Source organism: Arcanobacterium hippocoleae, assembly GCF_040360365.1.
GTDB lineage: Bacteria > Actinomycetota > Actinomycetes > Actinomycetales > Actinomycetaceae > Arcanobacterium_A > Arcanobacterium_A hippocoleae_A.
Genome location: NZ_CP136412.1, coordinates 435456 through 461140 on the forward strand (window position 1 = coordinate 435456; position 25685 = coordinate 461140).

Here is a 25685-nt window from a genome sequence, read left to right on the forward strand (position 1 = left end):
GCGCCAGCGCTTAACTATCGCGCGGGCAATCTACCGGTGTCTGCCAGATGCGCACGGAAAATCTGCAGCCGACTTAATCATTTTCGATGATTCCTTTTCCGCTCTTGATTTTGCCACAGACGCTCGTTTGCGCAGTAATCTGCGCAAATATTTAGGCAATACAGCGGTGCTGATTATTGGGCAGCGCATTGCCACAATCCGCAATGCAGACGAAATTATCGTGCTCGAACACGGAAAAATAAACGGCCGCGGCACGCACACCGAACTTTCCCGCACAAACGCGGTATATCAGGAAATTGTAAAATCCCAGCTGCAAGGATCGGAGGCGCAATAATGGCTCACCATCACTCGTATGATCCAACCGCGAAGTCGAAAGATTTGAAAGGCGCGATTAAACGTCTGGCACGAATGCTCCGCCAAGACCGCGGCAGAATTATTTTTATTGTTGTTTTAATCCTGATTTTTACCGCATTTAACACCGCTGCCCCAATGCTTCTCGGCACAGCCACGAATGTGATCGCCAACGGTGCTATGAGCGGAAAAGGAATTGATTTTCAGCTGCTGGGATCAATTCTGCTTGCGGTGATTGCATTGCATGTGCTTGCAGCAATCGCCGATTTCGTTTCCGGAATCTATATCCGTATTGTGGTGCAAGATCTCGGATACAGGCTGCGGCAGAAAGCACAAGCGAAAATCGATCGGCTTTCCTTGGGATATATCGATTCGCATCAACGCGGCGATTTGATTTCGCGTGTCACTAACGATATTGATAATATGACGCAAACTTTGCTGCAGACGCTAAACAATGTACTTTACGCTGTGTTTATGATTTGCGGCGTATTAGGCATGATGTTTTGGCTATCATGGAGCTTAGCATTGCTTTCCCTTGCCGTATTCCCTTTGGGGATGGCTGCTTTGGTAAAGATTTTGAAATTATCAAAGCCGCAGTTCCGCGCACAATGGAAGATGACCGGTGAGGTTTCAACTATCGTCGAGGAGAGCTTTACCGGACATGAGGTAGTTGCAGCTTACGGGCTGGAAAATAATTTTGCCGAAGTTTTTGCAGATTCGAATCAGAAACTCTTCGAATCAGGTTTTAAAGGAAATTTTTATTCACAGCTCGCTATGCCGATTATGGGCTTCATTTCAAATATTTCGTTCATAATCATTGCGGTTTACGGCGGATATCAGGCAGTATCAGGCCGGATTTCGATTGGCGGGATTCAAGCATTTATCCACTATTCACGGCAGTTAAATCAACCAATTTCAACGATTGCACAAGTTGCAAATCTAATCCAATCCGGTGCAGCTTCATCCGAACGGATTTTTGAATTTCTTGATTCGGAAGAAATGGAATCTGAACAGAGCGGCTCAGAAACTTGTACTAGTTCAGATGATTCTGCCGGCAGGACAATAAAACAAAATACCGTCGGCGGTGCGGTAACTTTTGATTGTGTAAACTTCGGATACGAACCTGAGAAACCGATTATCAAGAATCTTTCTTTAAATGTATCTCCTGGGCAGCAGGTGGCAATCGTCGGCCCAACAGGAGCTGGAAAAACCACACTGATTAACCTATTGCTGCGTTTCTATGAAATTGATTCCGGCGAAATTCGCTTGGACGGGATTAGTACCCGTGAGATGACAAAAGATGCACTGCGTTCGAGAATCGGAATCGTACTGCAAGATACCTGGCTTTTCGAAGGTTCGATTCGTGAAAATCTTGCATTCGGCGGTGATAATCCAAGCGAAGCGCAGATTATCGCAGCTGCAAAGGCTACCGGGGTAGATCGGTTAATTCGCCAGCTCCCTGACGGATATGAAACGCTGCTTGACGAAAACGGTACTTCGCTTTCGGCTGGTGAGAAGCAGCTGCTGACGATTGCCCGAGCTTATATTTCCCAGCCGGATATTCTAATTCTTGACGAAGCTACTTCTTCGGTTGATACACGCACTGAAATGCTTGTGCAAAACGCAATGAACCAGCTGCGAATCGGGCGGACGTCATTCATTATTGCGCACCGGCTTTCCACGATTCGCGACGCTGATTTGATTATTGTGATGGTTGACGGCGATGTGGCGGAGCAAGGAAATCATAATTCGCTGCTTGAATTGGGCGGAACTTATGCAAAGCTGTATCAGTCGCAATTTACTGCCGACGGCTCTGGTGCTGAAGCTGATTTTGATTCAGCGGCCAAATGAATTTCTGGTTAGCTTTTCTGCGGTTTGCTCCCCTTGCGGGTTCCGGTTGCAAAATTTGGAAAAAATATTTTGCTTTGCGGCAGTTTCAAGGGGAGCGTATTGCAGATTCAAATATGCGGTATTGACCAGACAATGTATTAATCAGACGTTGTATTTATTAACCGAAGTTGTGCGATAAAGCCGGCTGCGCTGCTGCACAGCTTATCGGTTTTTAAAATTGCCGTCCGAGGCAATTATTTATGCAGAAAAAATACTTTCGCAGCCATTCACATCTTAAATAGCAATTCTTGAAGTTCTGCAGGTGTTTCGACTACTTTCCAGGCAAGATTTCGTTCCGTTTGCGGTGCTTTCCCCCAGCCGACGAGAATCGTCCGTAAATGATGTGCGCCAGCCCCTTCAATATCGTGGATTCGGTCTCCAACCATCACCACGTCATCACGGAATCCGTCGGGAGATAAAAGTGCTTCTGGCTGCAGAATCTCCTTTTGGGTAAAACCTGCAAGCGCACTTTCCACTACAAGTGCTTTTGTAGAGCGTTTATCGTCTTCGCTTGCCCCATAAATTTCAGTGAAATATTGCGACACATCCGTATAATCGCAGACTTCTTTTGCATATTTTGTATTCTTTGAAGTCGCTACTCCAAGTGCGAAGCCGTAACTCTGCAGCTGCGCCAACAGCTCTTTAATTCCAGGAAAAAGCGGAGTTAAAGGCATCTTTTTCAAATAGCGTGTGCGATAGTCTTCCAACCATGCCGCTGTTTCTTCTGGTTTCGCTCCCATGTCTTGAAAGCTCTCGGAGAGCGGCGGACCAAGGTATTTATAAAAACTGTCAATTGGACGCATGATGCCGGTACGTGAATACAGCATCGCCTGCATTGCTTCAGAAACAATCTCCGCTGAGTCAGTGACGGTACCGTCGAGATCAAAAAGAACTGCTTTCAGTGTTTTCATTTATTCACTTTCATTAAAATTTCAGAACACGGTTTCAATCTGCACTCTAGCTGATTCAGAAAACTAAAGCATGTTTTTCTCTCCGGAAAGACGCTGCATATTCCAATACATATCATCAATTTCAGGAAAACTTTAGTTACGCAAACATCGAAATATCCCCTGCGCCTTCGCGCGCTATTTCCACGCTGCCGCCGCTTAAATCCAGTACGGTAGTTGGTGCAGTAGATTCCACGGGAGCATCAACAATAAAATCTAGTACGTAATCCAGCTCGTCTTGCACCAGCCAGCCCTCGCTCATCGGTTCGCTCTTTCCAGGCAGAATCAAAGTGGATGAAAGCAGCGGCTCACCGAGAGCTTCCACAATTGCCTGCGTGATAATATTTTGCGGAATCCGCACGCCGACGGTGGATTTTTTGGGTTCAGCATCATCCGCGGTACTTCTTTTGTACCTTTCAAAATGAAAGTGTAAGGCCCGGGAGTGAGAGATTTAACCATCCGGAAGAATGCATTATCAATAATCACGAGTCTGCCAAGCTGTGCAAAATCATGACAAAGCAACGTAAAATGGTGTTTCGCTCCGACTTTTCGAATTTGGCGAATTCTCTCCAGACCATCTTTATTTCCGACTGAACAGACAATCGCATATCCTGAGTCTGTAGGTACCGCACCAATCTGCCCTGCCCGCAAACGTTCAATAATTTTTTCAATCAAACGCGCCTGCGGATTTTGCGGATGCAGTTCAATATAACGTGCCATTTTCGTATCTCCTTCGCTTCCCCATTTTAGTGGTCCTTATGCCTGCAAGTGTGAAATTTGGCAATACAAGTTAGAAAGTTCGCAATAAGCATGAACTGAAACTTAACTGTGTGCGGAATCCGCCGCCGCGGGCAGCAGCACTTCCTTATTTGCAGTTTTAATCAGTAAACTGGTGGCATGGATGTTTCACAACTCGATTCTGTCTCCCAAACAGCTCTCGCCCAAATCCGCGTGGTCCTTTCGGAAATCGCTCCGGAAATTCCGGAAAATGAGATTCTTCCAGCAGCAAATTTGTTTCAGGATCTCGGATTAGATCTTGTATCAAAGTGGGCGCTCGCCGTCGAATTAGAAAAAATTACCAAAAGCGAATTGCTTGATAAACAAATTACTGCTGCCGTAACCGTCGCCGATTTTATGGGGCTGATTTCCAGCTCCGCGGTAACACAAAAGCTTGCGCAGCAAAATAATCAAATTGCGAACAATACGGATGCGAAGAAAACTCACAGTACAGACGCGAAAATAATGCGCGAAAAAATTCCGGATGCTGCTGATGGCGAAAGCAGTACAAAACTTGCGACTGCTGCAGATTTGGCTGCACTTCTTGGCTGAATGTTCCCAATTCTTAAAATCACAACAATATTGTTCTTTATCACATAGCAAACTGTTAGCCGAAACTTTTAAGATAAAACGTTTCAATGCGAACAGGGCGGGCGGATTTGGAGGAGTACCGCCCGGAGCCCGGAAACATGATTCAGTTACATGCGCCGTTTAACTTAGATTTGCCTGCGCAGCATAATTAAATCCAGAAATTACGCAGCAAAATTTCGGAGTAAACCCGTGTCGGCTTCCAATACGGCCGCATTCGTGAACCGGAGCGAAAATCCGCAGTTCAAACAGGGGTTACACGCTTAATACGCTGCACACTTAATACGCTGTGAAACTGGAGCTGGCTGCTGATATTTATCCGACGCGGTGCAGCCAGCGCACTGGGGCGCCTGCACCTGCATAGCGGAACACTTCCAGCTCATCATCCCACGCCTGTCCGAGAGCTACGTCAAGCAACCGCTTCAGCTCTGCCGCATCACCGTTTGATTGTTCAAGCGCTGCGCGAATCCGATTTTCCGGCACTACCACATTTCCGACGGAATCCGTCTGTGCATAGAAAATTCCCAGCCCTGGCGTGCACGACCAACGCCCGCCGTCAGATACTGGTGTGGATTCTTCGGTTACTTCAAACCGGAGATGTTCCCATCCGCCAAGTGCGGAAGCAATCATTGCTCCGGTACCGACTTCGCCGGTCCATGCCATTTCTCCGCGGTTCATTTGCGGTAATGCCGGCTGTTTTGTCCAGTCGATGTGGACCGGATATCCAAGTACACTCGAAACCGCCCATTCAACATGCGGTTGAACAGCCGGTGTAACCGAGTGGATGAACAAAACTCCACGCGCTGTGTATTGTGTATTCACTGCTGCCTCCTGTTTGAGTGAAATTCCCCGTAACACTCAACAAACTGAGAAAAGCAGTTATCTATAAGATAGCGTGAAAATTCTGCGAATGCATCTTTATCCGGATAATAATTGTTTATATTTCTGCATAACATAATTTTTCACATTATGCAGAAATCTGGTTAGAAACCGCGTTCACGGATTTCACGCAGTGCTTTCTTGCGGTCACTGCGCTGCAAACGGTCGATATAAATATGCCCGTTCAAATGGTCAGTTTCATGCTGAATCAGCCGCGCCCAAATTTCCTCACCCTCAAGCGTCACCTTATTTCCGTCGAGATCCATGCCTTCGCATTTTGCATACCATGCGCGTTCGCACGGATACCAAAGTTCCGGCACGGAAAGGCAGCCTTCGTCGCCGTCTTGATATTCTTCTGCAGACAAATCAACGATTTCCGGGTTTAAAATGTACCCTTTCTTTCCGTCGATATTGTAAGAAAATGCGCGCCAAGACTGGCCGATTTGGTTTGCGGCAAGCCCGGCACGTCCAGGTTCATCCACAGTCTCCATCAAATCATCTACTAATGCCCGAATCCCGGGAGTAATTTCAGTAATCGGGGTGCACACAGTACGCAGAATTGGGTCACCAATAATCCGAATTTCACGATAAGTCATAGGGTTATTCTTTCACAGATTGTAATGTTATGGATATGCGCAAGATTTTTTAAGCTGTTTTAAGTCAATTTGGGATGTTAAAAACTATTTTCCGCTGTATCACGCCTGCACACACGGACTCTTCACAACAGGCGGTTTATCTGACCACGGGAACGAAATCCACTTTTCAGTATCTTTCCATGAGTATTCTGGGTGAATAATCGTCCGCGGCTTTGTGAAGAGCACGACGGAGCGCACATTTGTTTCATACTGCGATAGTAAATCGACGGTCATTTTCAAAGTTCGCCCAGAATCAGCCACATCGTCCACGAGAAGCACATTCTTTCCGCGGATTGAATCAATATCCAGCATTGGGGCGAGGAGCACCGGATCAGGCAGAGTCTCATGTACATCCGTATAGAATTCGATATTCACTGCGTCGGAAAGTTTCACACCAAGCGCATACGTGAGCGCGCCTGCAAGTACAAGACCGCCGCGGGCGATAGCGACAACAATATCCGGTTTGAAATCAGAATCGACAATATTTTGTGCAAGTTCACGAGAAGCATCTCCGAACATTTCCCAAGTGAGGATCTCTTTATCTGCAACTTTCGAATTATCCGTAAAATAAGCCATAGTTCATCTTAACCTGCCGGAATTAAGAATCATATGAGCAACGTACCTTGTCTGGTTAATTTATCGAGATATCCATCTCCGAGAGAGATATTCGGCGTGACGTTATGAAATATCTGTTTGGCGCTGATATATTGGCGCCAATATATCAATACTGAAATAACCGCCCCTACACTTCACGAACACGCACTGCCATTTTTCAAGCGGTAATCCGCTCCGTTTGCAACGCCTGAAATTCCCGGTACGCCAAACTTGCTTTTCCCTCCCGAAGGTGTTGCAGAAGTTATGCAGGCTGAAACCTGATCGCAGATTTTAACGTAACTGGTGGCAAAATGCTTGCAGGCTTACGTAACTGATGGCAAAATGCGCGGTTTTGATTTCCGACGGGAAAGCCGTCGTTCCGGTAAGCCAGTAACCAGCATAAACGCAAGTACTTTCGACGGTAATAATCGCAGCACACGTTCTTGCCACCACTTACGTAAAATTTTCCGCTTCCCGCCACCAGTTACGTAGTGAAATGAGTTCTTGCCACCAGTTACGTAACGTAAACATGATGGCACTGCATGTTAGGCAGTGAAATAAGTTCCTGCCAAGATACAGATGAGCTTTCGCCAGCTTATTAAATAAACCAGATACAATTCTCATAATTTCGACGACAGCAGGCGATGTCCGCAGTAACGCGGCAACAAACCAAAAAACACACGCCAACTTAAAACACTCCAACTAAACCCGGCTAGCAATCCGAAACAGAAATTGAACACAAACTACGATAAAACCATCACATGACCACGCAGCGCCGCCAAAAACACTCTCCACAAAACAATACCTACGGACTAAGCTTCATTTAGTTTTTCATTGCGGTAGTGCGGGAAAGCGGCAGTCTTTTAGGTTCCTTGCCTTTATTGCGCTGCATACTTAACTTTTCCTTAAGTTCTGCACATGGAGCGAAACAACGTAGTTATAAAGCCGGATTATCTCCGATACGCTCTACCGCGGCTGGACAGAAAATCACATCCTCACTGCGCCCAACTACTGGCTCTACACCCGCAGCACTGCCCGCCGCGCCATCGAATCCTTCATTGATACCACACACCGCCATAAGCAACGATTTTTGGCACTTAGCCCACACTTTTGCTACTTAACCCTGGTTACGCCGTCGCGTGATTATGCAAAAAGCCAAGCTCAAGGCTTGGCTTCTGTATTGCAGCTCCCGCGGTTGGATTCGAACCAACGACCGTCCGATATACGGCTTTTGCCTGATGTGGGCTATTTAGCGCCAGTGATTGAGCTGGATAGCAGGCGCGTCGCATGATGAATAAATGGAAATAATTAGCGATTTTTTAAGCCATTTACGCGCGGGCGGTGCGTCAAATGCCACGATTAAAACCCGCCGATATTATCTGAATAGAATCTCGCAAAGCGTGGATTTACTCACTGCAACGGTGCAGGATTTAGAGAGATTTATGAGTGCGCACGACTGGGCTAATGAGACGGCGCGCTCTGTACGCTCCACACTGACAACTTTTTACGCTTGGCTTTATGACACTGAGCAGATTGCGGATAATCCTGCTGCTAAATTGCCGACTATACGCGAAAAACCGGCGCGCCCGCACCCGCTGCCGGAATCTGAATATGTGAAGCTTTTGCAGATTATTCCCGATAGGTGGCGATTAGCGGTGCGTCTTGCTGGTGAAGCGGGGCTTAGACGCGCCGAGATAGCGCGCGTAAGCCGTAATGATATTTTCCAAGACCTGCTTGGGTGGACAATTCTAGTACACGGAAAAGGTGGAAAAGAGCGAGTAGTGCCGTTAAACGATTCTTTAGCGCTTGAATTGCGTGTACATTTCCGCCGTAATTTCTGGCTCTATCCTGCACGATCTTCAAGCGGGCATATTACCGAGGATTATCTCGCAAAGCGGGTACGCGCATATCTTCCACCTCAGTGGTCTATGCACTCACTAAGGCACAGATTTGCTACTATCGCTTATGCGAATACTTACGATATTCGTGCAGTGCAAGAACTGCTTGGGCACTCGAATTTGAATACCACACAGCGCTATGTAGCGCTACAAAACGACCGATTGCGAGCAGTGGCTATCAGCGCTGCTGCTGCCTAGTCCTTATTCCATGATCTTCCGCGTCCGGGGCGGGCGGATTGCCATTTGTCGATGGTTTCGGGTAGCCAGCCGTATTTGACGGCTTTACCTTCCCCTAAAATCGCATCTGGCTCTGGTAACCGCCCGTCTGCTTGGTATTTCCTAATGCTTGAATAGGCGATGCCGATTCGCACAGCAAAGCCGTGTAAAGTCAAATAATGTGTAGGCATTATTTATACTGCTTTCTAATAGCTTGCACTAGCGCATACGCCCCAAGGCTTAGCGCTACTGCTCCACCGATTAGCTTTACTGGAGCAGGCATATCGACAAATACCACTGTCAGGCCGAGAGCTAAAGCGAAATAGCTTTCTAACGTTTTCATAATGTCCATGTTGCACTTAGGCGGGCCTCCCCTTAGACTGTTGTCTAAGGGGAAACCCGTTTGTTGTTACTTCTTCTTGTCGGACTTGAGCACTTCAATCAGCTTTGCGACTCCTGCAAGAGTCGCGCCAAGTCCGGCAAGTATTTCGCCTAAGTATTCCACATTTTCACCTCCTTTCGTTTACATAAATAATAATACCTACTCACTAGACACGTATCAAATGAGTAGGTATTACTGCTTGCATGAGATAAATCACTTTTACGTGAGGAAATCAAACTTTTTAAATTCTCCTTAATGTCTTTGAATTCCCTATCGTGAGAATCGAGCCGTTTTACTAGCTCTTTTCTTAAAATAATTGAAAATTCTCTTTCGCTTTCTATATAGTTTTCTAGTCGGTCTATTTGTTCTTTTAAGTCTCCCGCGTAACTTCCGACTTTGATCGCGGTTCTATCAGTATTTTTCTTGATCGTTATTAGCTGTGGTATCACGGCAAGTACTGCTGCTATTCCAGCGAAACCGCCTAAATCTCTGACAATATAAATAAAATCACTCATACTTTTTTATTCTCCAGTGTTTAAAGCGTGCTTGCCCGTGGTCGTGCGCGGTGTTTGTTTAAAATTCCCATTAGCTAAATCATAGAAGCCTGCCGATGCTAGACCATGCATGAAGCCTTGCGCGCTTGTTTGTAGCCATAGCGAGAGCGGAATATTGCTGATCTGTTCACTATAAGTTGTTATGAGCGTGACAAGGGCGAACAATACGCCAACAATAACGGCTGATAGTTGGCTGGCTCTGCCAGATATTCCGAGAGTTTTCAACCACTGCACAGTGGCGGTAATAGCTGGAATAGTCAATAAGACTTGCGATAATTCTAGACTCATTTTTTCACACCCCTAGAATCTCATTGACGCGCGCTTGCACTGCTTCATAATTCGCTCCCAAGGCTTGCCTGCGCTCAGCGCCGTTGCCGTATTTACCAGCGAGCACTTCACGCGCCAGCGCGTCTATGTTTGGTGTTGGTTTTCCGCTTAGAATCTCATTCACGCGCGCTTGCACGGCTTGATAATTCGCCCCGAGCGCCGATTTACGCTGCTCCCCGTTGCCGTATTTCCCGGCGATAACGGCGCGGGCTGCTTGCTCGATATCAAAAGCTTGTGGCGCGGGCGCGGTGGGGTTTTGTCCAGTCAGGATTTGGTTTGCGCGGGTGTCTAGCCACGCAAGATATCTCTCCCATATTCCCGGGCAGGAAGTATTAACAAATTTTTGTGAGGGTATAAGGGCAGATTACCGTAGGTTTTACGTAAATCTGCGATTAGTTCCGCTACGGTTTCGCGGTCTTGGATACTACAGCGGGGTTACATTCGATTCCGATACCGCGAGGGTTGGACAAGTCGCGGGCGTGCCATGCGCGGTTGTCAGGGTCTACGATACACGCTACACGTCCGGCTTCTGCAACGTAGTGTGCGCTGGTGCTGCCGTTTTCCCGGCAAAGATAGTTGATTACGCCTTGGAATGTGGCACCGGCTGCAGGGTCTCCCCAATGATGTATGGTGATGTGATTAGGCGCTCCTTGGGGCGTCCTTTCCAAAAATTCGGGGAAGAATGTTTTGTAATGTATGCATAGCTCATCCTAATTTTTTCCTTTCCTATGTGTGTTTTTATGAGAATTGTGTGACACCTTCTATAGTGAGAGTTATCGAGCCGACTACGCGGGTGTTTGAGGATTGCGCCATATACCCGAGTCCTAGTTCTTGTCCTGCTTCGAGTTGTAGGTACCAAGACCCTTGCAATGTGACGTAGTCCCATGTTTGCGCGCCCGTGATTTCGCAATCCGTACGCTGGGAATTATTGATATATAGAGAGACTCCGATACCCTGATTTTTATAAGAGTTATAGAATTTTCCGCTAGCGCTTACGCGGTACCAGCCGGTTTTCTGGATGCGGATATTACGCCCTTGATTAAGCGAAACACCTGTGAGAGTTGATATTGGTGAAAGCCCGCTGGTTTGATACCAGCTGCTAGTGTAGAATCCCGATATTTCGCTGCTGCGCTTGAAAGAGCCGAAAACACCTGCGGTTCCCGAGCGGAGAGGTGCTACGATTTTACTTATTTCGTCATCGGCTGCTGCTAGTGCTTCGTTAAGTTTTTCGGAAGTTAGTACTTCGCCATCTTGGAATTTGTACATTAATATTTCTCCTTGTGGTTGATGAAGTCGAGTTTGCAGGTGGTTTTGCGCGGTGTGATTTCGTAGCTGATTCGCTGTACGTGCGCGAGGTTCGTGGTGTTGCGGTAGTGGATTAGTACCGGGTCGAGAATTTCTATAGCGAGCAGTGGATGCAGTTCAGGCTGTTCTTCTGAGTCGTTTATGAGTGTGAATTCTGCTTGCTTCACGGACTGACTAGACACATATTGGCTAAGTAGGCTTGCAAGATAGTTGGTTAGGGCGCTGGTCGATACTGCACATGTTTCAATTGACAGTTTGTTCTCACCGTAGTTTTGTTTGAGTGTCTGGTTTTCGACTCGTGCCGTCTTGGTGATGGATTTCCATTCGCCGGTTTCGTCTTTAATAGCGTCGTTGTTGGTAGCTTCAAGATTTGAGATTACCGAGCTGGTATCGTGTTCGGCGTCTATTTGCACGGGGTAAACTGTGGCGATTGATGTTATTTTGTTCTGGACGTCAGATACGCAAAGTTTTGGCATGTGTTCGGGGGTGTCGGTGAAGACGAGTTTTCCGGCTCGGTTTGCGTACCATGAAGCGCCGACGGTGGCGCAATATATATCTAGATAATCCGTTAGGCTGGATTCTTTGACGATTGAGCCGATTAGCGGGGTGCGTCCAGACTTTGGCGCGCTAATGGAATAGTAGTAGTTGTCTTTTAGTAGCTCGTTGATGACTTGTGTCCAGGTTGCGCCAACTTCTCGCGTGTTTTGGTATTTATTCACGGCTGAGAGTTTTGAGAGTATGTCGGCACACTGAAATTTCATTGTGTAGGTGCCGTCTTTCGCTGGCGTGATTTTCGATGATTGGATTATTCCGGTGTAGAGCGGGCGACGAGCAGCAGCGTCTATGAGTTTTATTTCTACTCCGCGCACTAGATTCGATACCGCTGGGATCAGCGCGTTATAAGCGGTAAAGCTTAGTGTGCCGATGTCGGCTTTTGAGGTGAATCCGTTGAATTCTACGCCGCGCGAGACGCTAATTGACGTGCCGGGGCCGATGATATTTTGCCAGGCTTTCAAGTTTACCTCAGCAGCGAGGGCTGCGGTGCCAAGCACTGACGTGCCAAGTATGAAGCCGTTAGTTGGCTTGGAAGTACTGGCAAGCTTGAATGAGCCGAGGACGGCTTTACCAAGCACAGCGCTTTGATATTCTTGGCGGGGTAGATATGCGAGCAGAGCAAAGCGTTTACTTGCATAGAATGAGTCTAGCGATTGCACTGCGATTGATATTTGCGTGCCGTTGGTTGCTTCGATGTTGATTGTTACCGGCTCTAGCGGGTTGATTTTGAAGTCATGAGATTTTACTGTTTTGGTTAATGTAACTATTTGATTTTGTACTGATACCGGCGCGGTTTGCCCACTAGATAGATTGATAGAAACACTTATTGTCCATTGTTTGCTTGGGTCAAGATTTTCAAGCTGCGCGTGGAAAACGTCTTCTAGCATTGTGTAGCCGTTTAGCTGCTCGTAGCGTGCGAGTGTGCTGATTTCGTCTTCATAGATGCGTGTACTGTATGGCATTTTATCGGCGTCCTCCCGCGTTTTCGTAGTCTTTTATTGCTTGCACTACTTGCCTGCCGATTTCAGGCGATGGCGCTAGCGCATGAATATATATTTGATAAATGACTTGTCTACCGCCTCGGTTTGACGTGCCGAGGTCACGCGCGAGCTGCCCGATAGTGACAGAGCCGGAAAGACTATCAGTAAAATCACTCAGTGAGCGGCGGGCTTGTGCGTATTTGTCTTCAAGCCCGTCAATGAATCCACCGATTACTAAACGTCCGCTACCGCGTAATATTTTTGCATCTTTTTTAGCAGGGCCTTTCCATTCTGGGAGCCAGTCGGTAAGCGCGGAAAGGCTATTTTTACGGTGTTCCACATCGATTTGATTCCATCGAGGAAGCCTTGAATCACGTTTTTACCGGCGTTTAATAGTAGTGAGCCGAGATTTCCTAGAGCGTTAAGAATTTTTGATGGAATAGAGCGCATGAAGCTGACTACTGAGTTAAAGCCGTTGCGTATCCCGTTACCGATATTTGCCACTATCTGCACGAAAAGACTGGGAAGAGTGCGGAACCAGTTAACAATGCCAGAAAATCCTGTTTTAATCGAGTTCCAAGCGTTGAGAATAGCTGTGCGAAAGTTTTCATTTGTGTTCCACAGCGTTATAACTACTCCGACAAGAGCGGTTATAGCGGTGATGATAATCCCGATTGGAGATGCTTTTTGAGCTAGGTTCAAAGCTTTTTGCGCTAGCGTCATTCCCTCGGTCGAGGTTTTCCAAGCGTCAGTTCCAATCTTGATAAGATTGATTACAGCACTGGCTGATTGTACTATTTTCATGGCTTGGCTGAAGGCTTTCCATGCTGCAACACCAGATGTGATTCCTGCGGCGAGTGGTAAAAGCACGCTAGAATTATTTGATATCCAGCCCACTAGCGAAGTTATAGCGGGTATCAGCACGGAAATGATTGTGCTGCCAATGTTTTGTAAGGCTGGTAGCCAGTTAGCTTGAAAGTTGCCTGCTAGTTCTTTGATTTTCGGTATCGCATTATCTGAAAGCCATGCGAAGAATTTTTGCATGATAGGCATTAGATTTGCGTCGAAATAGTCAACTACGCGCGAGACGATTGGCAAAAGCAGCTTCCCGAGCGTTGCTGCCATGTTAGTTAGTTTTGCTTTCACTACTTGCGCTTTATGTGCGAGCGTGTCGTTTTCTGCAGCGAATTTACCGTGAAAATCACTTGTTTGCTGCATGATTAGAGATAGGGTCGCCACCTGCTGAGCTTCTGTTGATAGGCTTCCGCCGACTTTGTGGAAACCTAACGCTGCCGCCTGTGCGTCTATCGTTGCTTGGGTCAGGCTTACACCGTAGCGCTCTATCGGGTCGCGCTCGCCTTTCAAGGCTGAAGACAGTGCTTGGACTGCTTCAGCGGTCGAGCCTCCAAACCCTGCTGCAAGGTCTGCACCAAGCTTTATTAGCTGGTCTGTTTTTCCTGCTATCTGGTCTATCGCGGTACCGCCGTTTTTCAGTTGTGTACCAAGCAGGGTGGCGAGTTCGTTATAAGAGTTCGCCGATAGTCCCACGGCACTCGAAGCTTTTCTTGAATAGGTTTCAACCGTTGTAGCGTATTGTTTGAATACGTCTTTGACTGCTCCGGTGGATTGTTCGAGGTCTGCTGCTGCTTTTACTGCTACACCGCCTAAAGCTGCACTGGCGGTAGCAGCATATTGTGCGATGCTGAGCATGTGCGTTCCAAGGTGTTTTACCCCGCTGGTTAGCTTGGTGATTCCGGTAGTATCGCCGAGTTTGCGCATTGCGCGCTGAAAATGTTGAATATCAGCTTTTACATGAACTTTTACGGTAGAACGACTAGCCATGTATCCTCCTAACGGTGTTTCATAATGTTTGATATTTCTTGCATTTGCTCGAAAATCGCATCTAATTCGCGATAATTCATAGACCAGAATTCAAAAGGCGTGTATTTTAGGCTGCAGGCGACTGCTCCGAAGAGTCGGTAGAGTCGCTTTGGAATTTTCCCCGCACCTGCCGAAGAATCTCGTAAACTTCTGCTGGACGATCTGGCGCGTGTTTCTGAGCAGCTGCGAAGATTTCTGTTACTTCGTCAAGCGTCATCGCTTCAATTGTTGGCTGATTTGCATGAATTCCTAGGCGGTCAAGCGCGATAGACGCTAACGCGGAAAACATCGGGCCAAACTGTAAATTCGTGACATTATCAATCTGGATGCCAAAATTAGCTTCCAGCTTGGCAATTTCTACCATCGTGAGAGTATTTAGAAACTCTTCTTGTACTGAGTCGTTAATCTGATTTTCGTCCATGACTAAAATCCTTTCTTTATACTGTTTCTAGGCCGTTTGCGTGGGCTATTTGCATTAATGATTCTTGAAGTGTTTTAACAATCTCGTTTTGTGATTGGTCGAGTGCTCGGAACATAAACTGATTGGGCTGGATATTGTGAGCGTGCCAACCGAAATGGATTACTGGAGCGTAATATGCGCTGCGCCCGCCAATAGTGACGTCTGCACGGTCTATGCGGGCGCGGGCGCGGATTGATTTACGCAAATATTTATCACGTACTGGCACAGTGGCGCGGATTTTGCGGGCAAGTAGTTGCGATGCAGGACGGAAACCCGCACGTAAATCTTTAGCTGCTACCCCGAAATCATTTAACGCTTTTAATGTTGCCTGAATATCGTCAATTTCTATTGTTGCACCAGCTCCGCCTATTCCGCCGCTTGTCGCCCATGTGCTCATACTTCGCTTGTTACTTTCTGAAATGTTACGATATCGAATTCGACTTCTGTTGTTGAGCCCTCAGATTTTGCTTCAGCGCTGACAGTTGGGCGAAGCTTCGGGAAATTCAAAGTACCTTGATAGGCTGGATTATCAGTCGATAGCTCGATATTTCCGGACGGGATAAGCTTGAATTGCACGTTTTTCCGTCCTGGATTATCGAAAAGTACTTGATGAAGCGAGGTGGCTTGCAAGGATTGCAGGAAAGCGATTTTGAGTTTTTGCTTGGCTGAGGATTCATCAGCGAAAGTTTGAATATCTTTGTCTGCTTCTTCTTCTGATAGTTCCCAAGAGCTGATTTCGGCCATGTATTCTTGCGAGTCAAGCTTGAAAGATAGTGAAGCGCCGGTAAGGCGCGCTATTGCTGCCATTTTTTCTTCTCCTTAAAGGTTTGTGCGAGATGTAATAGTGATTCTTGTGGCGGGGACTGTGCCTCCGCTTGAGTTATCGGTTAGCACGAAATAAGGCTGCACATCATCAACATTGCCCACGCCAGTGCTGATGATTACGGTAATGATTGCGTCGGTGAGCTGGTCAAGAAACGCTGTAGCTGCCGGGGTTGATTGTTTTGCCGAGCCGGTGGCCGTAATCTCCCATATGGTATCGAGGCTGCCGAATGCTTTGCCTTGCGTGGCGTTAGAAAGCTCAATGTAAGCAATAAAAGCAGCCGGGTTTTGTGGCGGGCTTGGGTAGACGCTTATTGCTTGACCTTCTACCTCCGTTAAATTCGTTAAAGCCGTATAGATTTCCGTTCTGTTTTGATAGATACTCACGCGAATCCACCTTCCACGAACGGGGCTAGCATAGGGTATGCGCCTTTCATTGGGTCACGAGCTAGCCTCACGGCTCCGCCGTCGCCGAAAGGTGAGTAGACACCTCCGGGAGCTTGGCTTGCTGTGTGTAAATCGCGGGCGACGGTTAAGCAAGCTGCCAGCTGCACAGTTTCCGGTACTTCCGAGCTTCCGACAAAGCGCGAGACAAGCTCTATAGCCTGATTACCGATAGTTTTCGCGCTCTCTAGTCGTAGCGTTGTGGCAGAGCCAATTTCATTGAAAAGCGCGTTTCCTACTTGCTCTTTCGTAACAGTAATCATTCGATATCGGTTCCAGCGAATTTGACTGGTACGATACCTGCAGACTGTACTTCGTGTGCTGCATAACCGTAGACCGTGTAAACGTTAGTTAAGTTTGTGTCGTCGCGCTCATCTGATAGGCGGATAGGTGCGTTTGGCGCTTCGTGTACTACGATTGCTTCACTTGAATACCCGAGGAAATGCCCTGCACCTGCTTCAGCCGGGAGCCGCACGATTTGCAGGCCTTCGATTTCACCCTTACGCGAGGAAATCGAAAGATAGCCAACTTTATCGGTAGGTGCGCCGGTAAGCTGGAAAGCTTTTTATCCTCACCCAAAGTTGTCAAATAGGCGAAGACGTCAGCAGAAACAGCGATTCCGGTGAACGGCCAGAGTACTTCATCATCAAAATGATCAATAATCTCTAAGGTGAGTGAGAGAATCTCATCGACGGTCAGCGTGGTCGCGGTCAGAGTTGAATCAATGCTTGTGCTCTTTAGATTATTTGTAATCGTATCGACAAGTACACTGCGGGTTTCGGATTCGATGGCGGTAGCGTACTGGATTCCTTGTGCTTTCCAGATAGTCGAAAGGTAGGTTGCTGAAGCACGGTCAATTGCTTGGCGTGATAGTGGCGCATAACCGCCGAAAGTCTTGACTTTAACATTTCCGCTATCGAGAGTTATCTTGCCGTGTACAAGAGTGTCACCCTCTTTTTCTTGTTCTGCTATTTGAATCGTATTGGTTCCGATAATCGGATAATCAAAGCTCATCCCCTCGCGCGGCAGGTCGGCTGCGTGGGTGAAAATGTTTGTGACCGGCTGCTTTGCCTGCATGAGTTTTAATTCCCGGTCAAACCATCCCGGCTTTACCGTGAGGTTATTAACCAGTGTAGCGTCATCAGCGAAATCGCGGGCGTTGAGCTTGTTAGCTGCATAGGCTTTCATGAAATCGCCTGCAGAGCGGAATTGCGCAAGCGGGTGGGAATTGTCTCCGCTTGTGTTTTCTTTGATCGCAGTCAGTTCGCGAGAGATTTCGCTGATAGACGTGCGTAACTCATCAATATCAGCAATAGTTTTAGTACTCATAGCATTGTCCTTTTCTTGGTTGGTTCTAATTTCTTGAATATTGGTTTCACGATAGGCTGGGAAACTCACGAGAGATACTTCTAAAAGCTCGCCAGCTGTTTGTGTAAAAACTGTTTTACCGTCGCGTTCTTCTTGCTTTGCGGGTTTGCACTGGTTAAAGCCGACTGAAAGGCCTGTTAGTGCACCATCGAGCAGCAGTGTGCGTGCGTCTCTTCCTGCTGCGGTATCAGAGATTCGCGCGGTGATATACAGACCGTCTTCTTCGTTCCGACAGTCGGTGATAAGCCCGATTGTTTCAGCATGTTCAAGCCTAAGTTTCACTCCCTGTGGTACGGGCGAAAGTGAGCCGCGCTCGAACTGCTCAAATACTCCACCGCCAATATTGTCGATTGTTTCCCACGGGACAGCTAGCGCGTCAAATTCCCAACCTTTAGCTCCGTTCGTTTCACGTATCTCAAGATTATTTATTTGCCGGTTGCGGGTCTTCATCAGATTTTTCTCCGTTCTTTTCAGGTTCTGGCATTGGCTGTAATCCTTCTATTTTGCGGACTTCATCAACGGTTAGAAATCCTGAATTAATCGCGATTTGATGTGCTTCATAGCGGGTTTTAGTATCGGCTCGTAATAGGCCATCAAGATTGAATCTCACACGCTGCCCGCGCGGTGCAAGAGCGGTCAAAGCGTCTTCAATTTCGGAAAGATAAGTCATCAACGTTTGACGCGCGAATTGCTGGTTTTCGCTTTCCACGTTCGAGTAAGTATCTGAACTTCCGTCTACTGCGGCGAGTAGCATTTTCGCTGGTATTCCAAACATTCGCGCGATTTTAGTTACAGCGTCTTTTTGCGAATCCAAATATTGGAGCTCTGCAGGGGTGAAAAGTAGCTTTTTATAGGTCAAGCCTGAGCCCATGACAGCGATCCCGTTTTGATATTGCAAATCTCGGTTAGCTTGCTCTTTATATTCTTTTGCTTGAGCTTTTGAAAGCGTCTGGTCAGTAGTCAAAATGCCTGTGGGTGTGCCTGATTTACGTGTCCATTGTGAGGCGTAATCTTGCGTCTCCAAAGCGCCGGACAATATTCCAGAGCAGGCTTCTAGGGGTGAGAGTCCAAGGGGTTCGCCTGGAACATGCGTCAGTCTAAGGTGCATAATCTCCGACGCTTTTAACTTGCGTCCGTCTAGCGCGTATTCGCGATAACCGTTTTGATTCATCATAACGCCTACACGCAACGGGTTAAGCACATCTAGCGTGACTATCTCGCCGCTAGGATTACGGATAATTTTCCAGTACGCATTACCGCGCTGCGCGAGACTTGAAACCGTTTCGGCTGTAAATTGTCCAAAACTATTACACAAAAACGATGGACGGCGCAGCCAAAGCGGGATATCACTTTCAGTAAGCTGCACACCAGAGCGCCAGACATCAATAGAGAGCTGCCGGGTTGAGGTTTCAAGGATTTGTAGCGAGCGGTAAACCGCGTCTAGTGCGCGATAGTCACGCGAAGCGTCTTGACGTGATGGAATTTTCGGCACGAATTCCGAGCTAGTTGATGTGACTGGCTCGGTGGTCTCGGCGCGGGTGATTAGTCCGAGGTGTTCTAGTGCTCGTTCAAATTTCATACCTTGAGAATAAAACGTACACTAGCCGATAGCCTAGGTTTTGACCGGTTTTGTATTAATTTTGTATTAAATCTTTTACATTTTTCAAAATAGCTGGAATATCGGCTTGGCGAGGATGCGCGCTGCGCCATCTTGTGCTATAGCAAGTGCCCGCAAAGCGTCGATATTACCCGCTGAATTACGAGCATCGAAAAGCTGCGCGCGGGCTGTTTGCTTCAATACCGCGCAGTTTATAGCATCAATCACCACGGAAGCACCGTCATGTTCAATATTTCCGGTTGCGATCCGGTCAAGCAGGGTCTGGCAAGCGGTAGCGTATTCACCGAAACTGATTTGCTGTGAATGAATAGTTTGCTGTTCTAGCTTTTGCGAGATAGTACGGTTAGCGCCAGTATCATCATGCAAGATTTCACGGTAACCGCGCCGCTCTAGCTTTTCGAGTGCGTCTGGTAGCCAGTCTGTCCCCTCTCTGGTCGCTACCAAATGCACGCAAGGATTATGCGTATCTTTGGCGAGCCATGCTGCATAGATAGTCGCAGCCGACGAGTCGAGTGCGCAATCCCAAGCAATAACCGTTTCAGGCGGGTCAGGTAGCACACGCTCTGCTGGAGCGGTATCAGGGTCATAATTCCATCTCAAAGAATCCCACAAAGCAAGATTAATAATCGTTTCAGTAGTTTGCGTCTCTAAATTCAGGAAAGACCTACGCCATTCACCAAGTGGCATATCTTTACCAAGTTCACGCATACGCCGCGCGGTTTGTGTATACCCAATAGCAGGATGAAAAGAGAGTGTCTCATCAGAGTAAGGATCTTGCTCAGCAAGCGCGGTATCTGCGCTCCACTCGAAATAAAACCGCCTAGATTCGGGATTAGTGACCGCTGCACGGCCAAGATCTAGATTATGATTCATATAAGTCGAATTCGCTGTACCTTTGGTCGAAGCACGGAAAATCTGACTAAAAGGCACAGTCAAAAAAGTTGGTTTAATCGCCGTCTCAAGTAAAACGCCATCTTCAAGAGCGAAAACCCATTCTTCGTCAATAGTTGCGAAATTCATGTGATCACCGTGCAGCGCATCAGGCTTTGGCGTGAAAGGAACAATAGAGCCGTTTTGCGGAAGATAAATCGCGGTTTCACCACCTTTACCCCTGTTTATTTTCCACTCATCACCGCGCCGGCCCTTATCAAGATGCAGGTTATTAATCAACGCACGCCAGCGCTTGCCAGCGTCTTTACCGGTTTGCGCAGTCATCGCGGAAATCCAGTCTTTGAACATTATCACGCCTGCTGTATGCATGGCCTCAATCAAATCAGACTTACCCGCTTGACGCGGAACAGTCACATCACCCTCTTTATAATAAAGCTCGCCAGGGTGTTCCGGATCTAGCTCCCACGCTACATTAGCCACATATTGCTGCCAGGGCATGAGTTTATGCCCACGCACAACTTCCGAGATAGCCCCAACGACATGACCGAGAGTTGGACGCGCCGGGTTTCGATGCGTGTAATATTTAGGCGCGCCCGGCTTAATCATAGGTTGGCTCATACTCTTCACTACCATCTTCAGGGTTTTTAACCGCCTGCTCAGTCATACACTCAATCAACTGGCGTAGAGTATCGTAAGAATCAGCACTATTCTCACGCGGCGGTTCTGGCATTTCCGCAAGTCCCTCATAAAGCTGCTTCACTAAATTAGAAGTCGCCACAGTAATTTTATATTCTTGCAAGCCTTGATCTACCGCACGCGCAATCGAGATCAGAACATTCCCCTTAGCCTTGTAAACTCCTGAAAGCAAACCAGAAGCATCAAGTTCAGAAAGTAAAGCGATAACCGTTTCCTCATTCTCACCAATAGACGATTCTCTTTTAGGTGGTTCAAAAAGAACGGCCTGCTTTTCTAATTTTTTTCTGGCATTGCGTGTTCACTTCCATCCAAATAATACCTTTTCAGGCTGTTCTCACCCCGTTTTCCTACGTTTCGGGGGAAATCTCTACCAGGGGGCGGAGAGTAGATCGGGGGTGGGGTCAGAAAAACGCGCTTCACCCTCAAGGCGCCGAGCTGCTTTAATTCCACGGTTACCGGCCTTAATGTTGCACACCCTATGCTCTGGACGAAGATTAGCAAGCTCATCACTACCACCCTTACTCAATGGCAGCTGATGCCCAAGGCTAAAGCTCATCGGGTCAGGATACGAAACATTCAAATCAATTACATGCCCACACTTTGCACACCGCGACCCGTAAGTAGAAAGCACTAGCAGCTTCATCTTCCTGGCTCTATCCCCACTCAAGTACCGCCCACTCATTGAGCTAACTCTATCTCCATCACGATGGCATTCACATCCTGCTGAATCTCGCCAATACTATTAATCAGCTTAAAAGCTTTATTCTGTATCGGTGTGTGAGCACACAAACAGCGTAACTGCTTTAACACGCTCAGCATTTCCATTTGCTTTGCCCTTATAACACTTCCCCGCAAGCTCACTGGTCGTCCAAGCCGGTCTTGCTTAAGCCGTCGCTTCAAAATTTCTAAATCATGCTCATGCATTTAACAGCCTCTTTCTTCTCAATACTTCAAGTGCTAAAGCACCGCCCGTAAGCCCGGTTTCTGCTTGTATCTTGCTAGTATTCTTTTCCGCCTTAATCTTTTCTTCTCGCTCACGCTCGATTCGCGAAACTTCTACTCTTGCCATTTTTTCCTCAAAAGATTCTTTATCAGGGCGAGGCACCATAGTGCCTCCCCTTATAAGGGAGATAAGGCTAGAAACCATGTCCGCATGATTTGACCTGCGAAAACATTTACGCTTCTTTTCAAAATCAGCAATCCGCGTCCGTGTCTTAGACTCATGATCAAACCGCTTCCCCGCAAAACCTCTTTCGCGCGCATAATAATCTCAACAAGCTTGCGCTTCACAACACGAAAGAAAGAAGGCGCAGGCTTACCCTCTTGAATCCCGCCACGCACCCACGTAATCAACCCAAGCTCTTCCAAAGTCTGCAGAGCCTTGCGTGTATGCCGCTCCGAATAGCCAGATACAATAGAAAGCTGCCAAGCCGTGCTGATTCCCTCAGCAGAACCAGAAGGCAAAATGTCACCGAAAGCATTAAGAACACTCCGGCAATGCCGCATCTTCGCACCAGCTAGCGCCCCCCAACCCGATAAGGCTAGAGAACGCAAAAGACTTTTAAGCGACCACGCAGCTGACGGCTTAGACCCCATCTTCATTACCCCTCACCGCGATATAAGTCAGCCCACCGGAAGCCAAAGCAACAAAACTCGCCAAAAGCACAATCAAGACCCACTCAGCACAATTCAGATAAGCACCAACAATAATCCCAAGCGAAAAAGTTAAAAAAGCGATAAAACCAATAAACGATAATAGAAACCAATTAAACTTATATCCACGCATGATCTTTAGCTCCTAGAATTCTTTTCATGGGTATTTACGAAATCATCTCCACCGCCATAGCTGTAATCTCTGGAACTATCGCAATAATCGCGGTACGCCAAGCGCATAAAGCCAACACAATCGCGCAGCACGGGAATGAAATCGCTCTCGTCGCGAGCGAGACCAGTAAGGGCGCTAACGAAATAGCACGCGAGGCAAACACGCTCTCGCTGCGTGCACTCAGTTTCACCGAAGATGAGTCCTGCTATTTTTGGCAATTCGAATTCGAACGCGAGAAAGGACTCTTGAGTGTCGTTAACTACTCGCACCTTCCGGCCCTGAACGTCACCATTTTTGTCACAGTAAAAGGTTTCAAAATACGACGGTTTGAAAACCAAGAATTCACCGCAGGCGAGATAAGACAATTCGAGATAGTAGAACTTGCGCAAGATTGTATCGACGCAAGAGCGCGAAGCTTTGAAATGGCTAAACTTCATGTCTTTCAGCTTGACGAGCCGAGCGAAGTCATCTTCCTTCTCGCTTGGGAAAGCCCGTCCGGTAGTAAGCACGCCACTCATTTCACCAAGAAAATCCGCTAACTCACCAAGCTGAGTACTACTAAGCATAGATTTCACTTTGTCTCCGCTTCCGGTAGATACACACCAATAGACCTAAGCAAGCGAATATCACTAACCGTCCACCGCCTAGCCCCACACATTTTTGAATTAAGCGTCGATGGAGCCATAACCAACAACTCAGCAAGCTCTTTAGACGAAAGACCAGACTCAAGCTTGAAACACCGCACCCTATGCGTAACCCGCCGCGAAAACTCATCCATCACGCATCATCCTTTCCACTAAGCGGCGGTAAATCCACACCAAGAGCCGCTAACTTCCGCAAATCCCGCAAAGTCCAACGCCGCGAACCATTCATTTTTGAAGTTACAGAGGCTAAAGAAAGCGATAACAAATTGCCTAAAGTTGCATAATCAAGATTTTCTTCAGTCTTGTATCTTTCAATGGAATTTCGTATTCGTTTACTAAAATCGTCCATACGCTCATTATGGATACATTTTGTATCGATTGCAAGTAATAATATTTCCAGAGTGTTACTTTGACTTCACATTAATAGATAACCTATACATTTTGTGTAGGTTGGTATATATTTTAGATATGAATAATTTAGCTAGGAAAATTGAGCAGTCGCCATTGTATGATTTTCAGGCGATTATTAATGAAAATATTAAAGTGCTCATGGTGCGCTTCGGCTTCAATCAAAGAAAATTAGCAGATGCTATCGGTGTGACACCAGCAGCCGTGTCGCATTATCTCAATTCACGTCGCGAGTGGGGTTTAGTTGACCTTGCGAAAGTTGCATCTATTTTCGGTATTACGCCTTGGGATTTGGTTACGCCGTCGCGTGATTATGAAAAAGCCAAGCTCAAGGCTTGGCTTCTGTATTGCAGCTCCCGCGGTTGGATTCGAACCAACGACCGTCCGATTAACAGTCGGATGCTCTGCCACTGAGCTACGCGGGATTGACTCAATTACTTTAGCAAATTTTCACCCAAGGTCAAATTTCGGAAACGGAAAAATAGCTGTTTGTGCGTATCGCCACAGATAACAGTGTAAATCATGCCGGCACTATTCCTGATTCGTTGAAAAATCCGTCCCAAATCCGCGCTTCTTCCCGCTATGAAATCTCTAACAAAACAAACAGTGGCTTCACCAGCAAAGCAGATATCTCGATACTGCGGATATTTCACACAGAAAATTCTTAGCACAGAAACTTTGGACAGAGATTTTGGCAGGAATAAGCTAAATCGAAACAGAATCCTGATGCACAAATAATCAAAATTAAACGCGGATTCAAATCAGAATCAGTATCCGAACAAATCACAACCCAACGGCTTGGCGCAGCTCGCCCTCAAATGAAATCATCGCTTCATAATCCGCAACTTCAGGCGTCGAGTCAGTAAGAACCTGCGTGAATAGTGACCCGTCGGCATTACGGCGGACCTGCCCGCGTACAACCACACCAGAAGGCAGGATATCGGAAAGCTGATAGACCAAAGAATACTCGATTCGCTCGCGCACCGCAGTAACGAAAAGTTCGTTATAGTTTTCACTCAACTGCAGCACAACCTCAGGCAGCTGCGGATCAACGAAAACCAAACACAACCGCAAATCTTGCCCGCTCCATCGCCCATTCAGCAAATCCGACCATTCAATCGCTTCACGCACACCGTCGTTACTGAAAATCTCAAACCGGTCCGGATATGCACGCAACAAGCCTTTTACCTCTCCGGCAGCGTCGAGGTAATCCGTCTCTGCAAGCATTTTATTAGCGCGACGAACATTCGCAGATTTATCGTCGCGAAACTTATTCTTCAATCTACCAAACACAAACCAAATCCTTACCTGTATTTAAAATCTTTACATTACATTCATAAAATTCACATTCCGCCGACGGAATCGCGGTTTACAACCAATTACACAACTAGATTATTTCCAGTAATTTATATTATTTTCAGTAATTGCGTATTCCGCACAATGAACCAGAATTATCTGCGACGCATGTGATTCCTGCTTTTGTGCACGCATATTTGCACCGGCAAAATAGCCAAGGGTTGCCAAAAGTATTCCAAGTACGACGGCGATAATTAAATTTCGTTTCTGGGCTTTCCGCAGGCGCTCCTGATCTTCAGCAGACAAACCAGATTTTGTTTTCCCGGATTCAACTAATTCATCTAACTGCACGCTGGTTTCAAGGTCTTGCTGCATGCTAATTTCAGGGTCTTGCTGCATGCTGTTTTTCAGATTTTGCGGATTTATTTCAGATTCATTCATAACGTTTACTCTA

38 protein-coding genes, 1 tRNA gene and 2 pseudogenes are annotated in these 25685 nt (G+C 47.0%); 6 read left to right on the top strand and 35 right to left on the bottom strand.

All coding sequences use genetic code 11. From position 1 onward, the window contains the following. Nucleotides 1-127 precede the first annotated feature (127 nt). Nucleotides 128-334, top strand: coding sequence for a hypothetical protein (locus RQN30_RS02195; RefSeq protein WP_353061069.1), 207 nt, complete (start codon nt 128-130; stop codon nt 332-334). Beyond that, nucleotides 334-2202 (top strand): ABC transporter ATP-binding protein, encoded by a 1869-nt coding sequence (locus RQN30_RS02200; protein ID WP_353061070.1) that lies wholly within the window; start codon nt 334-336, stop codon nt 2200-2202. Before RQN30_RS02195 ends, RQN30_RS02200 begins: the two co-directional genes overlap by 1 nt. 266 nt (nt 2203-2468) lie before the next feature. Here RQN30_RS02200 and RQN30_RS02205 read toward each other — a convergent pair whose 3' ends face one another. Then, complete coding sequence (locus RQN30_RS02205) at nt 2469-3152, bottom strand: HAD hydrolase-like protein (protein ID WP_353061071.1); 684 nt, start codon at nt 3150-3152, stop codon at nt 2469-2471. Between the two features lie 136 nt (nt 3153-3288). After that, nucleotides 3289-3908: pseudogene (locus RQN30_RS02210) on the bottom strand (L-threonylcarbamoyladenylate synthase). A gap of 177 nt (nt 3909-4085) precedes the next feature. Between RQN30_RS02210 and RQN30_RS02215 the strand changes: the two are divergent. Beyond that, nucleotides 4086-4517, top strand: coding sequence for a hypothetical protein (locus RQN30_RS02215; protein WP_353061072.1), 432 nt, complete (start codon nt 4086-4088; stop codon nt 4515-4517). A 351-nt stretch (nt 4518-4868) separates the two neighbouring features. Here the strand turns inward: RQN30_RS02215 and RQN30_RS02220 are convergent, their stop codons facing one another. The 5 genes from RQN30_RS02220 to RQN30_RS02240 form a co-directional block, all read right to left on the bottom strand. Further along, nucleotides 4869-5375 carry a DUF3145 domain-containing protein gene (locus RQN30_RS02220; RefSeq protein WP_353061073.1) on the bottom strand — a complete coding sequence of 169 codons (507 nt, stop codon included), beginning with the start codon at nt 5373-5375 and terminating at the stop codon, nt 4869-4871. Nucleotides 5376-5536: 161 nt separating this feature from the next. Then, nucleotides 5537-6028 carry a peptide deformylase gene (gene def, locus RQN30_RS02225; protein WP_353061074.1) on the bottom strand — a complete coding sequence of 164 codons (492 nt, stop codon included), beginning with the start codon at nt 6026-6028 and terminating at the stop codon, nt 5537-5539. A gap of 99 nt (nt 6029-6127) precedes the next feature. Continuing rightward, nucleotides 6128-6643, bottom strand: a complete 516-nt coding sequence (locus RQN30_RS02230; RefSeq protein ID WP_353061075.1) for a phosphoribosyltransferase — start codon at nt 6641-6643, stop codon at nt 6128-6130. A gap of 341 nt (nt 6644-6984) precedes the next feature. Continuing rightward, nucleotides 6985-7200 (bottom strand): hypothetical protein, encoded by a 216-nt coding sequence (locus RQN30_RS02235; RefSeq protein ID WP_353061076.1) that lies wholly within the window; start codon nt 7198-7200, stop codon nt 6985-6987. 398 nt (nt 7201-7598) lie between these two features. After that, complete coding sequence (locus RQN30_RS02240; RefSeq protein WP_353061077.1) at nt 7599-7739, bottom strand: hypothetical protein; 141 nt, start codon at nt 7737-7739, stop codon at nt 7599-7601. Between the two features lie 220 nt (nt 7740-7959). Here RQN30_RS02240 and RQN30_RS02245 point away from each other — a divergent pair, with 220 nt between their 5' ends. Beyond that, nucleotides 7960-8757 carry a tyrosine-type recombinase/integrase gene (locus RQN30_RS02245; RefSeq protein WP_353061078.1) on the top strand — a complete coding sequence of 266 codons (798 nt, stop codon included), beginning with the start codon at nt 7960-7962 and terminating at the stop codon, nt 8755-8757. Here RQN30_RS02245 and RQN30_RS02250 read toward each other — a convergent pair. The 24 genes from RQN30_RS02250 to RQN30_RS02365 all read right to left on the bottom strand — a co-directional run bounded on the left by RQN30_RS02250 (nt 8754) and on the right by RQN30_RS02365 (nt 22844). After that, the gene (locus RQN30_RS02250; RefSeq protein WP_353061079.1) at nt 8754-8966 is read right to left on the bottom strand and encodes a helix-turn-helix transcriptional regulator; all 213 of its coding nucleotides are present in this window, start codon (nt 8964-8966) and stop codon (nt 8754-8756) included. The two genes, RQN30_RS02245 and RQN30_RS02250, sit on opposite strands and share 4 nt — an antisense overlap. Next, nucleotides 8966-9118 (bottom strand): hypothetical protein, encoded by a 153-nt coding sequence (locus RQN30_RS02255; protein ID WP_353061080.1) that lies wholly within the window; start codon nt 9116-9118, stop codon nt 8966-8968. The genes RQN30_RS02250 and RQN30_RS02255 overlap by 1 nt, the downstream gene beginning before the upstream one ends. 149 nt (nt 9119-9267) lie before the next feature. After that, nucleotides 9268-9672, bottom strand: a complete 405-nt coding sequence (locus RQN30_RS02260; protein WP_353061081.1) for a hypothetical protein — start codon at nt 9670-9672, stop codon at nt 9268-9270. 6 nt (nt 9673-9678) lie between these two features. After that, nucleotides 9679-9999: a hypothetical protein gene (locus RQN30_RS02265; RefSeq protein ID WP_353061082.1), complete on the bottom strand. Its 321-nt coding sequence runs from the start codon at nt 9997-9999 to the stop codon at nt 9679-9681. Nucleotides 10000-10003: 4 nt separating this feature from the next. After that, on the bottom strand, nt 10004-10393 hold the full coding sequence (locus RQN30_RS02270; RefSeq protein ID WP_491608710.1) for a hypothetical protein: 390 nt from the start codon (nt 10391-10393) through the stop codon (nt 10004-10006). A 46-nt stretch (nt 10394-10439) separates the two neighbouring features. Beyond that, nucleotides 10440-10706, bottom strand: a complete 267-nt coding sequence (locus RQN30_RS02275; RefSeq protein ID WP_353061083.1) for a peptidoglycan recognition protein family protein — start codon at nt 10704-10706, stop codon at nt 10440-10442. Nucleotides 10707-10776: 70 nt separating this feature from the next. Continuing rightward, on the bottom strand, nt 10777-11304 hold the full coding sequence (locus RQN30_RS02280; RefSeq protein ID WP_353061084.1) for a hypothetical protein: 528 nt from the start codon (nt 11302-11304) through the stop codon (nt 10777-10779). After that, nucleotides 11304-12860, bottom strand: a complete 1557-nt coding sequence (locus RQN30_RS02285; RefSeq protein ID WP_353061085.1) for a hypothetical protein — start codon at nt 12858-12860, stop codon at nt 11304-11306. Before RQN30_RS02285 ends, RQN30_RS02280 begins: the two co-directional genes overlap by 1 nt. A 252-nt stretch (nt 12861-13112) precedes the next feature. Further along, nucleotides 13113-14657 carry a phage tail family protein gene (locus tag RQN30_RS02290; RefSeq protein ID WP_353061086.1) on the bottom strand — a complete coding sequence of 515 codons (1545 nt, stop codon included), beginning with the start codon at nt 14655-14657 and terminating at the stop codon, nt 13113-13115. 169 nt (nt 14658-14826) lie between these two features. Further along, nucleotides 14827-15180, bottom strand: coding sequence for a hypothetical protein (locus tag RQN30_RS02295; RefSeq protein WP_353061087.1), 354 nt, complete (start codon nt 15178-15180; stop codon nt 14827-14829). Between the two features lie 16 nt (nt 15181-15196). Beyond that, nucleotides 15197-15616 (bottom strand): HK97 gp10 family phage protein, encoded by a 420-nt coding sequence (locus tag RQN30_RS02300; RefSeq protein ID WP_353061088.1) that lies wholly within the window; start codon nt 15614-15616, stop codon nt 15197-15199. After that, nucleotides 15613-16026, bottom strand: coding sequence for a hypothetical protein (locus tag RQN30_RS02305; RefSeq protein ID WP_353061089.1), 414 nt, complete (start codon nt 16024-16026; stop codon nt 15613-15615). The genes RQN30_RS02300 and RQN30_RS02305 overlap by 4 nt, the downstream gene beginning before the upstream one ends. 12 nt (nt 16027-16038) lie before the next feature. Beyond that, nucleotides 16039-16428 (bottom strand): hypothetical protein, encoded by a 390-nt coding sequence (locus tag RQN30_RS02310; protein WP_353061090.1) that lies wholly within the window; start codon nt 16426-16428, stop codon nt 16039-16041. Next, nucleotides 16425-16748, bottom strand: coding sequence for a hypothetical protein (locus RQN30_RS02315; protein ID WP_353061091.1), 324 nt, complete (start codon nt 16746-16748; stop codon nt 16425-16427). The genes RQN30_RS02310 and RQN30_RS02315 overlap by 4 nt, the downstream gene beginning before the upstream one ends. Then, nucleotides 16745-16960, bottom strand: coding sequence for a hypothetical protein (locus tag RQN30_RS02320; RefSeq protein ID WP_353061092.1), 216 nt, complete (start codon nt 16958-16960; stop codon nt 16745-16747). Before RQN30_RS02320 ends, RQN30_RS02315 begins: the two co-directional genes overlap by 4 nt. Then, a complete protein-coding gene (locus tag RQN30_RS02325; RefSeq protein WP_353061093.1) occupies nt 16897-18303 on the bottom strand; it encodes an HK97 family phage prohead protease in 1407 nt (468 codons plus the stop codon). Before RQN30_RS02325 ends, RQN30_RS02320 begins: the two co-directional genes overlap by 64 nt. Continuing rightward, nucleotides 18275-19432, bottom strand: coding sequence for a phage portal protein (locus RQN30_RS02330; protein WP_353061094.1), 1158 nt, complete (start codon nt 19430-19432; stop codon nt 18275-18277). The genes RQN30_RS02325 and RQN30_RS02330 overlap by 29 nt, the downstream gene beginning before the upstream one ends. Nucleotides 19433-19516: 84 nt before the next feature. Beyond that, nucleotides 19517-20980: a hypothetical protein gene (locus RQN30_RS02335; RefSeq protein WP_353061095.1), complete on the bottom strand. Its 1464-nt coding sequence runs from the start codon at nt 20978-20980 to the stop codon at nt 19517-19519. Beyond that, nucleotides 20961-21140, bottom strand: a complete 180-nt coding sequence (locus tag RQN30_RS02340) for a hypothetical protein (protein WP_353061096.1) — start codon at nt 21138-21140, stop codon at nt 20961-20963. The genes RQN30_RS02335 and RQN30_RS02340 overlap by 20 nt, the downstream gene beginning before the upstream one ends. A 285-nt stretch (nt 21141-21425) precedes the next feature. Then, complete coding sequence (locus tag RQN30_RS02345) at nt 21426-21740, bottom strand: HNH endonuclease (RefSeq protein ID WP_353061097.1); 315 nt, start codon at nt 21738-21740, stop codon at nt 21426-21428. Continuing rightward, nucleotides 21737-21982 (bottom strand): hypothetical protein, encoded by a 246-nt coding sequence (locus tag RQN30_RS02350; protein ID WP_353061098.1) that lies wholly within the window; start codon nt 21980-21982, stop codon nt 21737-21739. The genes RQN30_RS02345 and RQN30_RS02350 overlap by 4 nt, the downstream gene beginning before the upstream one ends. Continuing rightward, complete coding sequence (locus tag RQN30_RS02355) at nt 21975-22166, bottom strand: hypothetical protein (protein ID WP_353061099.1); 192 nt, start codon at nt 22164-22166, stop codon at nt 21975-21977. Before RQN30_RS02355 ends, RQN30_RS02350 begins: the two co-directional genes overlap by 8 nt. An 11-nt stretch (nt 22167-22177) precedes the next feature. Continuing rightward, the gene (locus RQN30_RS02360; RefSeq protein WP_353061100.1) at nt 22178-22660 is read right to left on the bottom strand and encodes a hypothetical protein; all 483 of its coding nucleotides are present in this window, start codon (nt 22658-22660) and stop codon (nt 22178-22180) included. Beyond that, on the bottom strand, nt 22644-22844 hold the full coding sequence (locus RQN30_RS02365) for a hypothetical protein (RefSeq protein WP_353061101.1): 201 nt from the start codon (nt 22842-22844) through the stop codon (nt 22644-22646). The genes RQN30_RS02360 and RQN30_RS02365 overlap by 17 nt, the downstream gene beginning before the upstream one ends. Nucleotides 22845-22870: 26 nt before the next feature. Between RQN30_RS02365 and RQN30_RS02370 the strand changes: the two genes are divergently transcribed. Further along, on the top strand, nt 22871-23422 hold the full coding sequence (locus RQN30_RS02370; protein WP_353061102.1) for a hypothetical protein: 552 nt from the start codon (nt 22871-22873) through the stop codon (nt 23420-23422). Nucleotides 23423-23660: 238 nt separating this feature from the next. Here RQN30_RS02370 and RQN30_RS02375 read toward each other — a convergent pair whose 3' ends face one another. Beyond that, nucleotides 23661-23876, bottom strand: a complete 216-nt coding sequence (locus tag RQN30_RS02375; RefSeq protein ID WP_353061103.1) for a helix-turn-helix domain-containing protein — start codon at nt 23874-23876, stop codon at nt 23661-23663. A 119-nt stretch (nt 23877-23995) separates the two neighbouring features. On the opposite strand from RQN30_RS02375, the pseudogene RQN30_RS02380 reads away from it, so the two are divergent. Continuing rightward, nucleotides 23996-24223: pseudogene (locus RQN30_RS02380) on the top strand (helix-turn-helix domain-containing protein); the annotation flags it as partial. A gap of 65 nt (nt 24224-24288) precedes the next feature. On the opposite strand, the gene RQN30_RS02385 reads toward RQN30_RS02380, so the two are convergent. The 3 genes from RQN30_RS02385 to RQN30_RS02395 all read right to left on the bottom strand — a co-directional run bounded on the left by RQN30_RS02385 (nt 24289) and on the right by RQN30_RS02395 (nt 25672). Then, nucleotides 24289-24360 (bottom strand) — tRNA-Asn (locus RQN30_RS02385). A 358-nt stretch (nt 24361-24718) separates the two neighbouring features. Then, nucleotides 24719-25228 carry a hypothetical protein gene (locus RQN30_RS02390; RefSeq protein WP_353061104.1) on the bottom strand — a complete coding sequence of 170 codons (510 nt, stop codon included), beginning with the start codon at nt 25226-25228 and terminating at the stop codon, nt 24719-24721. Between the two features lie 99 nt (nt 25229-25327). Further along, on the bottom strand, nt 25328-25672 hold the full coding sequence (locus RQN30_RS02395; RefSeq protein ID WP_353061105.1) for a hypothetical protein: 345 nt from the start codon (nt 25670-25672) through the stop codon (nt 25328-25330). Between the last annotated feature and the right edge of the window lie 13 nt (nt 25673-25685).

What these genes read in the sequence shown, in the direction of transcription:
- RQN30_RS02200 (WP_353061070.1), top strand. Translation starts at nt 334, where the DNA reads ATGGCTCACCATCACTCGTATGATCCAACCGCGAAGTCGAAAGATTTG.
- RQN30_RS02315 (WP_353061091.1), bottom strand. Translation starts at nt 16,748, where the DNA reads ATGATTACTGTTACGAAAGAGCAAGTAGGAAACGCGCTTTTCAATGAA.
- RQN30_RS02280 (WP_353061084.1), bottom strand. Translation starts at nt 11,304, where the DNA reads ATGTACAAATTCCAAGATGGCGAAGTACTAACTTCCGAAAAACTTAAC.
- RQN30_RS02365 (WP_353061101.1), bottom strand. Translation starts at nt 22,844, where the DNA reads ATGCGTGGATATAAGTTTAATTGGTTTCTATTATCGTTTATTGGTTTT.
- RQN30_RS02330 (WP_353061094.1), bottom strand. Translation starts at nt 19,432, where the DNA reads ATGAAATTTGAACGAGCACTAGAACACCTCGGACTAATCACCCGCGCC.
- RQN30_RS02370 (WP_353061102.1), top strand. Translation starts at nt 22,871, where the DNA reads ATGGGTATTTACGAAATCATCTCCACCGCCATAGCTGTAATCTCTGGA.
- RQN30_RS02260 (WP_353061081.1), bottom strand. Translation starts at nt 9,672, where the DNA reads ATGAGTGATTTTATTTATATTGTCAGAGATTTAGGCGGTTTCGCTGGA.
- RQN30_RS02305 (WP_353061089.1), bottom strand. Translation starts at nt 16,026, where the DNA reads ATGGCAGCAATAGCGCGCCTTACCGGCGCTTCACTATCTTTCAAGCTT.
- RQN30_RS02355 (WP_353061099.1), bottom strand. Translation starts at nt 22,166, where the DNA reads ATGGTGCCTCGCCCTGATAAAGAATCTTTTGAGGAAAAAATGGCAAGA.
- RQN30_RS02265 (WP_353061082.1), bottom strand. Translation starts at nt 9,999, where the DNA reads ATGAGTCTAGAATTATCGCAAGTCTTATTGACTATTCCAGCTATTACC.
- RQN30_RS02290 (WP_353061086.1), bottom strand. Translation starts at nt 14,657, where the DNA reads ATGCGCAAACTCGGCGATACTACCGGAATCACCAAGCTAACCAGCGGG.
- RQN30_RS02375 (WP_353061103.1), bottom strand. Translation starts at nt 23,876, where the DNA reads ATGGACGATTTTAGTAAACGAATACGAAATTCCATTGAAAGATACAAG.
- RQN30_RS02325 (WP_353061093.1), bottom strand. Translation starts at nt 18,303, where the DNA reads ATGAAGACCCGCAACCGGCAAATAAATAATCTTGAGATACGTGAAACG.
- RQN30_RS02360 (WP_353061100.1), bottom strand. Translation starts at nt 22,660, where the DNA reads ATGAAGATGGGGTCTAAGCCGTCAGCTGCGTGGTCGCTTAAAAGTCTT.
- RQN30_RS02240 (WP_353061077.1), bottom strand. Translation starts at nt 7,739, where the DNA reads ATGGCGGTGTGTGGTATCAATGAAGGATTCGATGGCGCGGCGGGCAGT.
- RQN30_RS02245 (WP_353061078.1), top strand. Translation starts at nt 7,960, where the DNA reads ATGGAAATAATTAGCGATTTTTTAAGCCATTTACGCGCGGGCGGTGCG.
- RQN30_RS02335 (WP_353061095.1), bottom strand. Translation starts at nt 20,980, where the DNA reads ATGAGCCAACCTATGATTAAGCCGGGCGCGCCTAAATATTACACGCAT.
- RQN30_RS02345 (WP_353061097.1), bottom strand. Translation starts at nt 21,740, where the DNA reads ATGAGTGGGCGGTACTTGAGTGGGGATAGAGCCAGGAAGATGAAGCTG.
- RQN30_RS02250 (WP_353061079.1), bottom strand. Translation starts at nt 8,966, where the DNA reads ATGCCTACACATTATTTGACTTTACACGGCTTTGCTGTGCGAATCGGC.
- RQN30_RS02215 (WP_353061072.1), top strand. Translation starts at nt 4,086, where the DNA reads ATGGATGTTTCACAACTCGATTCTGTCTCCCAAACAGCTCTCGCCCAA.
- RQN30_RS02230 (WP_353061075.1), bottom strand. Translation starts at nt 6,643, where the DNA reads ATGGCTTATTTTACGGATAATTCGAAAGTTGCAGATAAAGAGATCCTC.
- RQN30_RS02255 (WP_353061080.1), bottom strand. Translation starts at nt 9,118, where the DNA reads ATGAAAACGTTAGAAAGCTATTTCGCTTTAGCTCTCGGCCTGACAGTG.
- def (WP_353061074.1), bottom strand. Translation starts at nt 6,028, where the DNA reads ATGACTTATCGTGAAATTCGGATTATTGGTGACCCAATTCTGCGTACT.
- RQN30_RS02300 (WP_353061088.1), bottom strand. Translation starts at nt 15,616, where the DNA reads ATGAGCACATGGGCGACAAGCGGCGGAATAGGCGGAGCTGGTGCAACA.
- RQN30_RS02295 (WP_353061087.1), bottom strand. Translation starts at nt 15,180, where the DNA reads ATGGACGAAAATCAGATTAACGACTCAGTACAAGAAGAGTTTCTAAAT.
- RQN30_RS02395 (WP_353061105.1), bottom strand. Translation starts at nt 25,672, where the DNA reads ATGAATGAATCTGAAATAAATCCGCAAAATCTGAAAAACAGCATGCAG.
- RQN30_RS02205 (WP_353061071.1), bottom strand. Translation starts at nt 3,152, where the DNA reads ATGAAAACACTGAAAGCAGTTCTTTTTGATCTCGACGGTACCGTCACT.
- RQN30_RS02350 (WP_353061098.1), bottom strand. Translation starts at nt 21,982, where the DNA reads ATGCATGAGCATGATTTAGAAATTTTGAAGCGACGGCTTAAGCAAGAC.
- RQN30_RS02285 (WP_353061085.1), bottom strand. Translation starts at nt 12,860, where the DNA reads ATGCCATACAGTACACGCATCTATGAAGACGAAATCAGCACACTCGCA.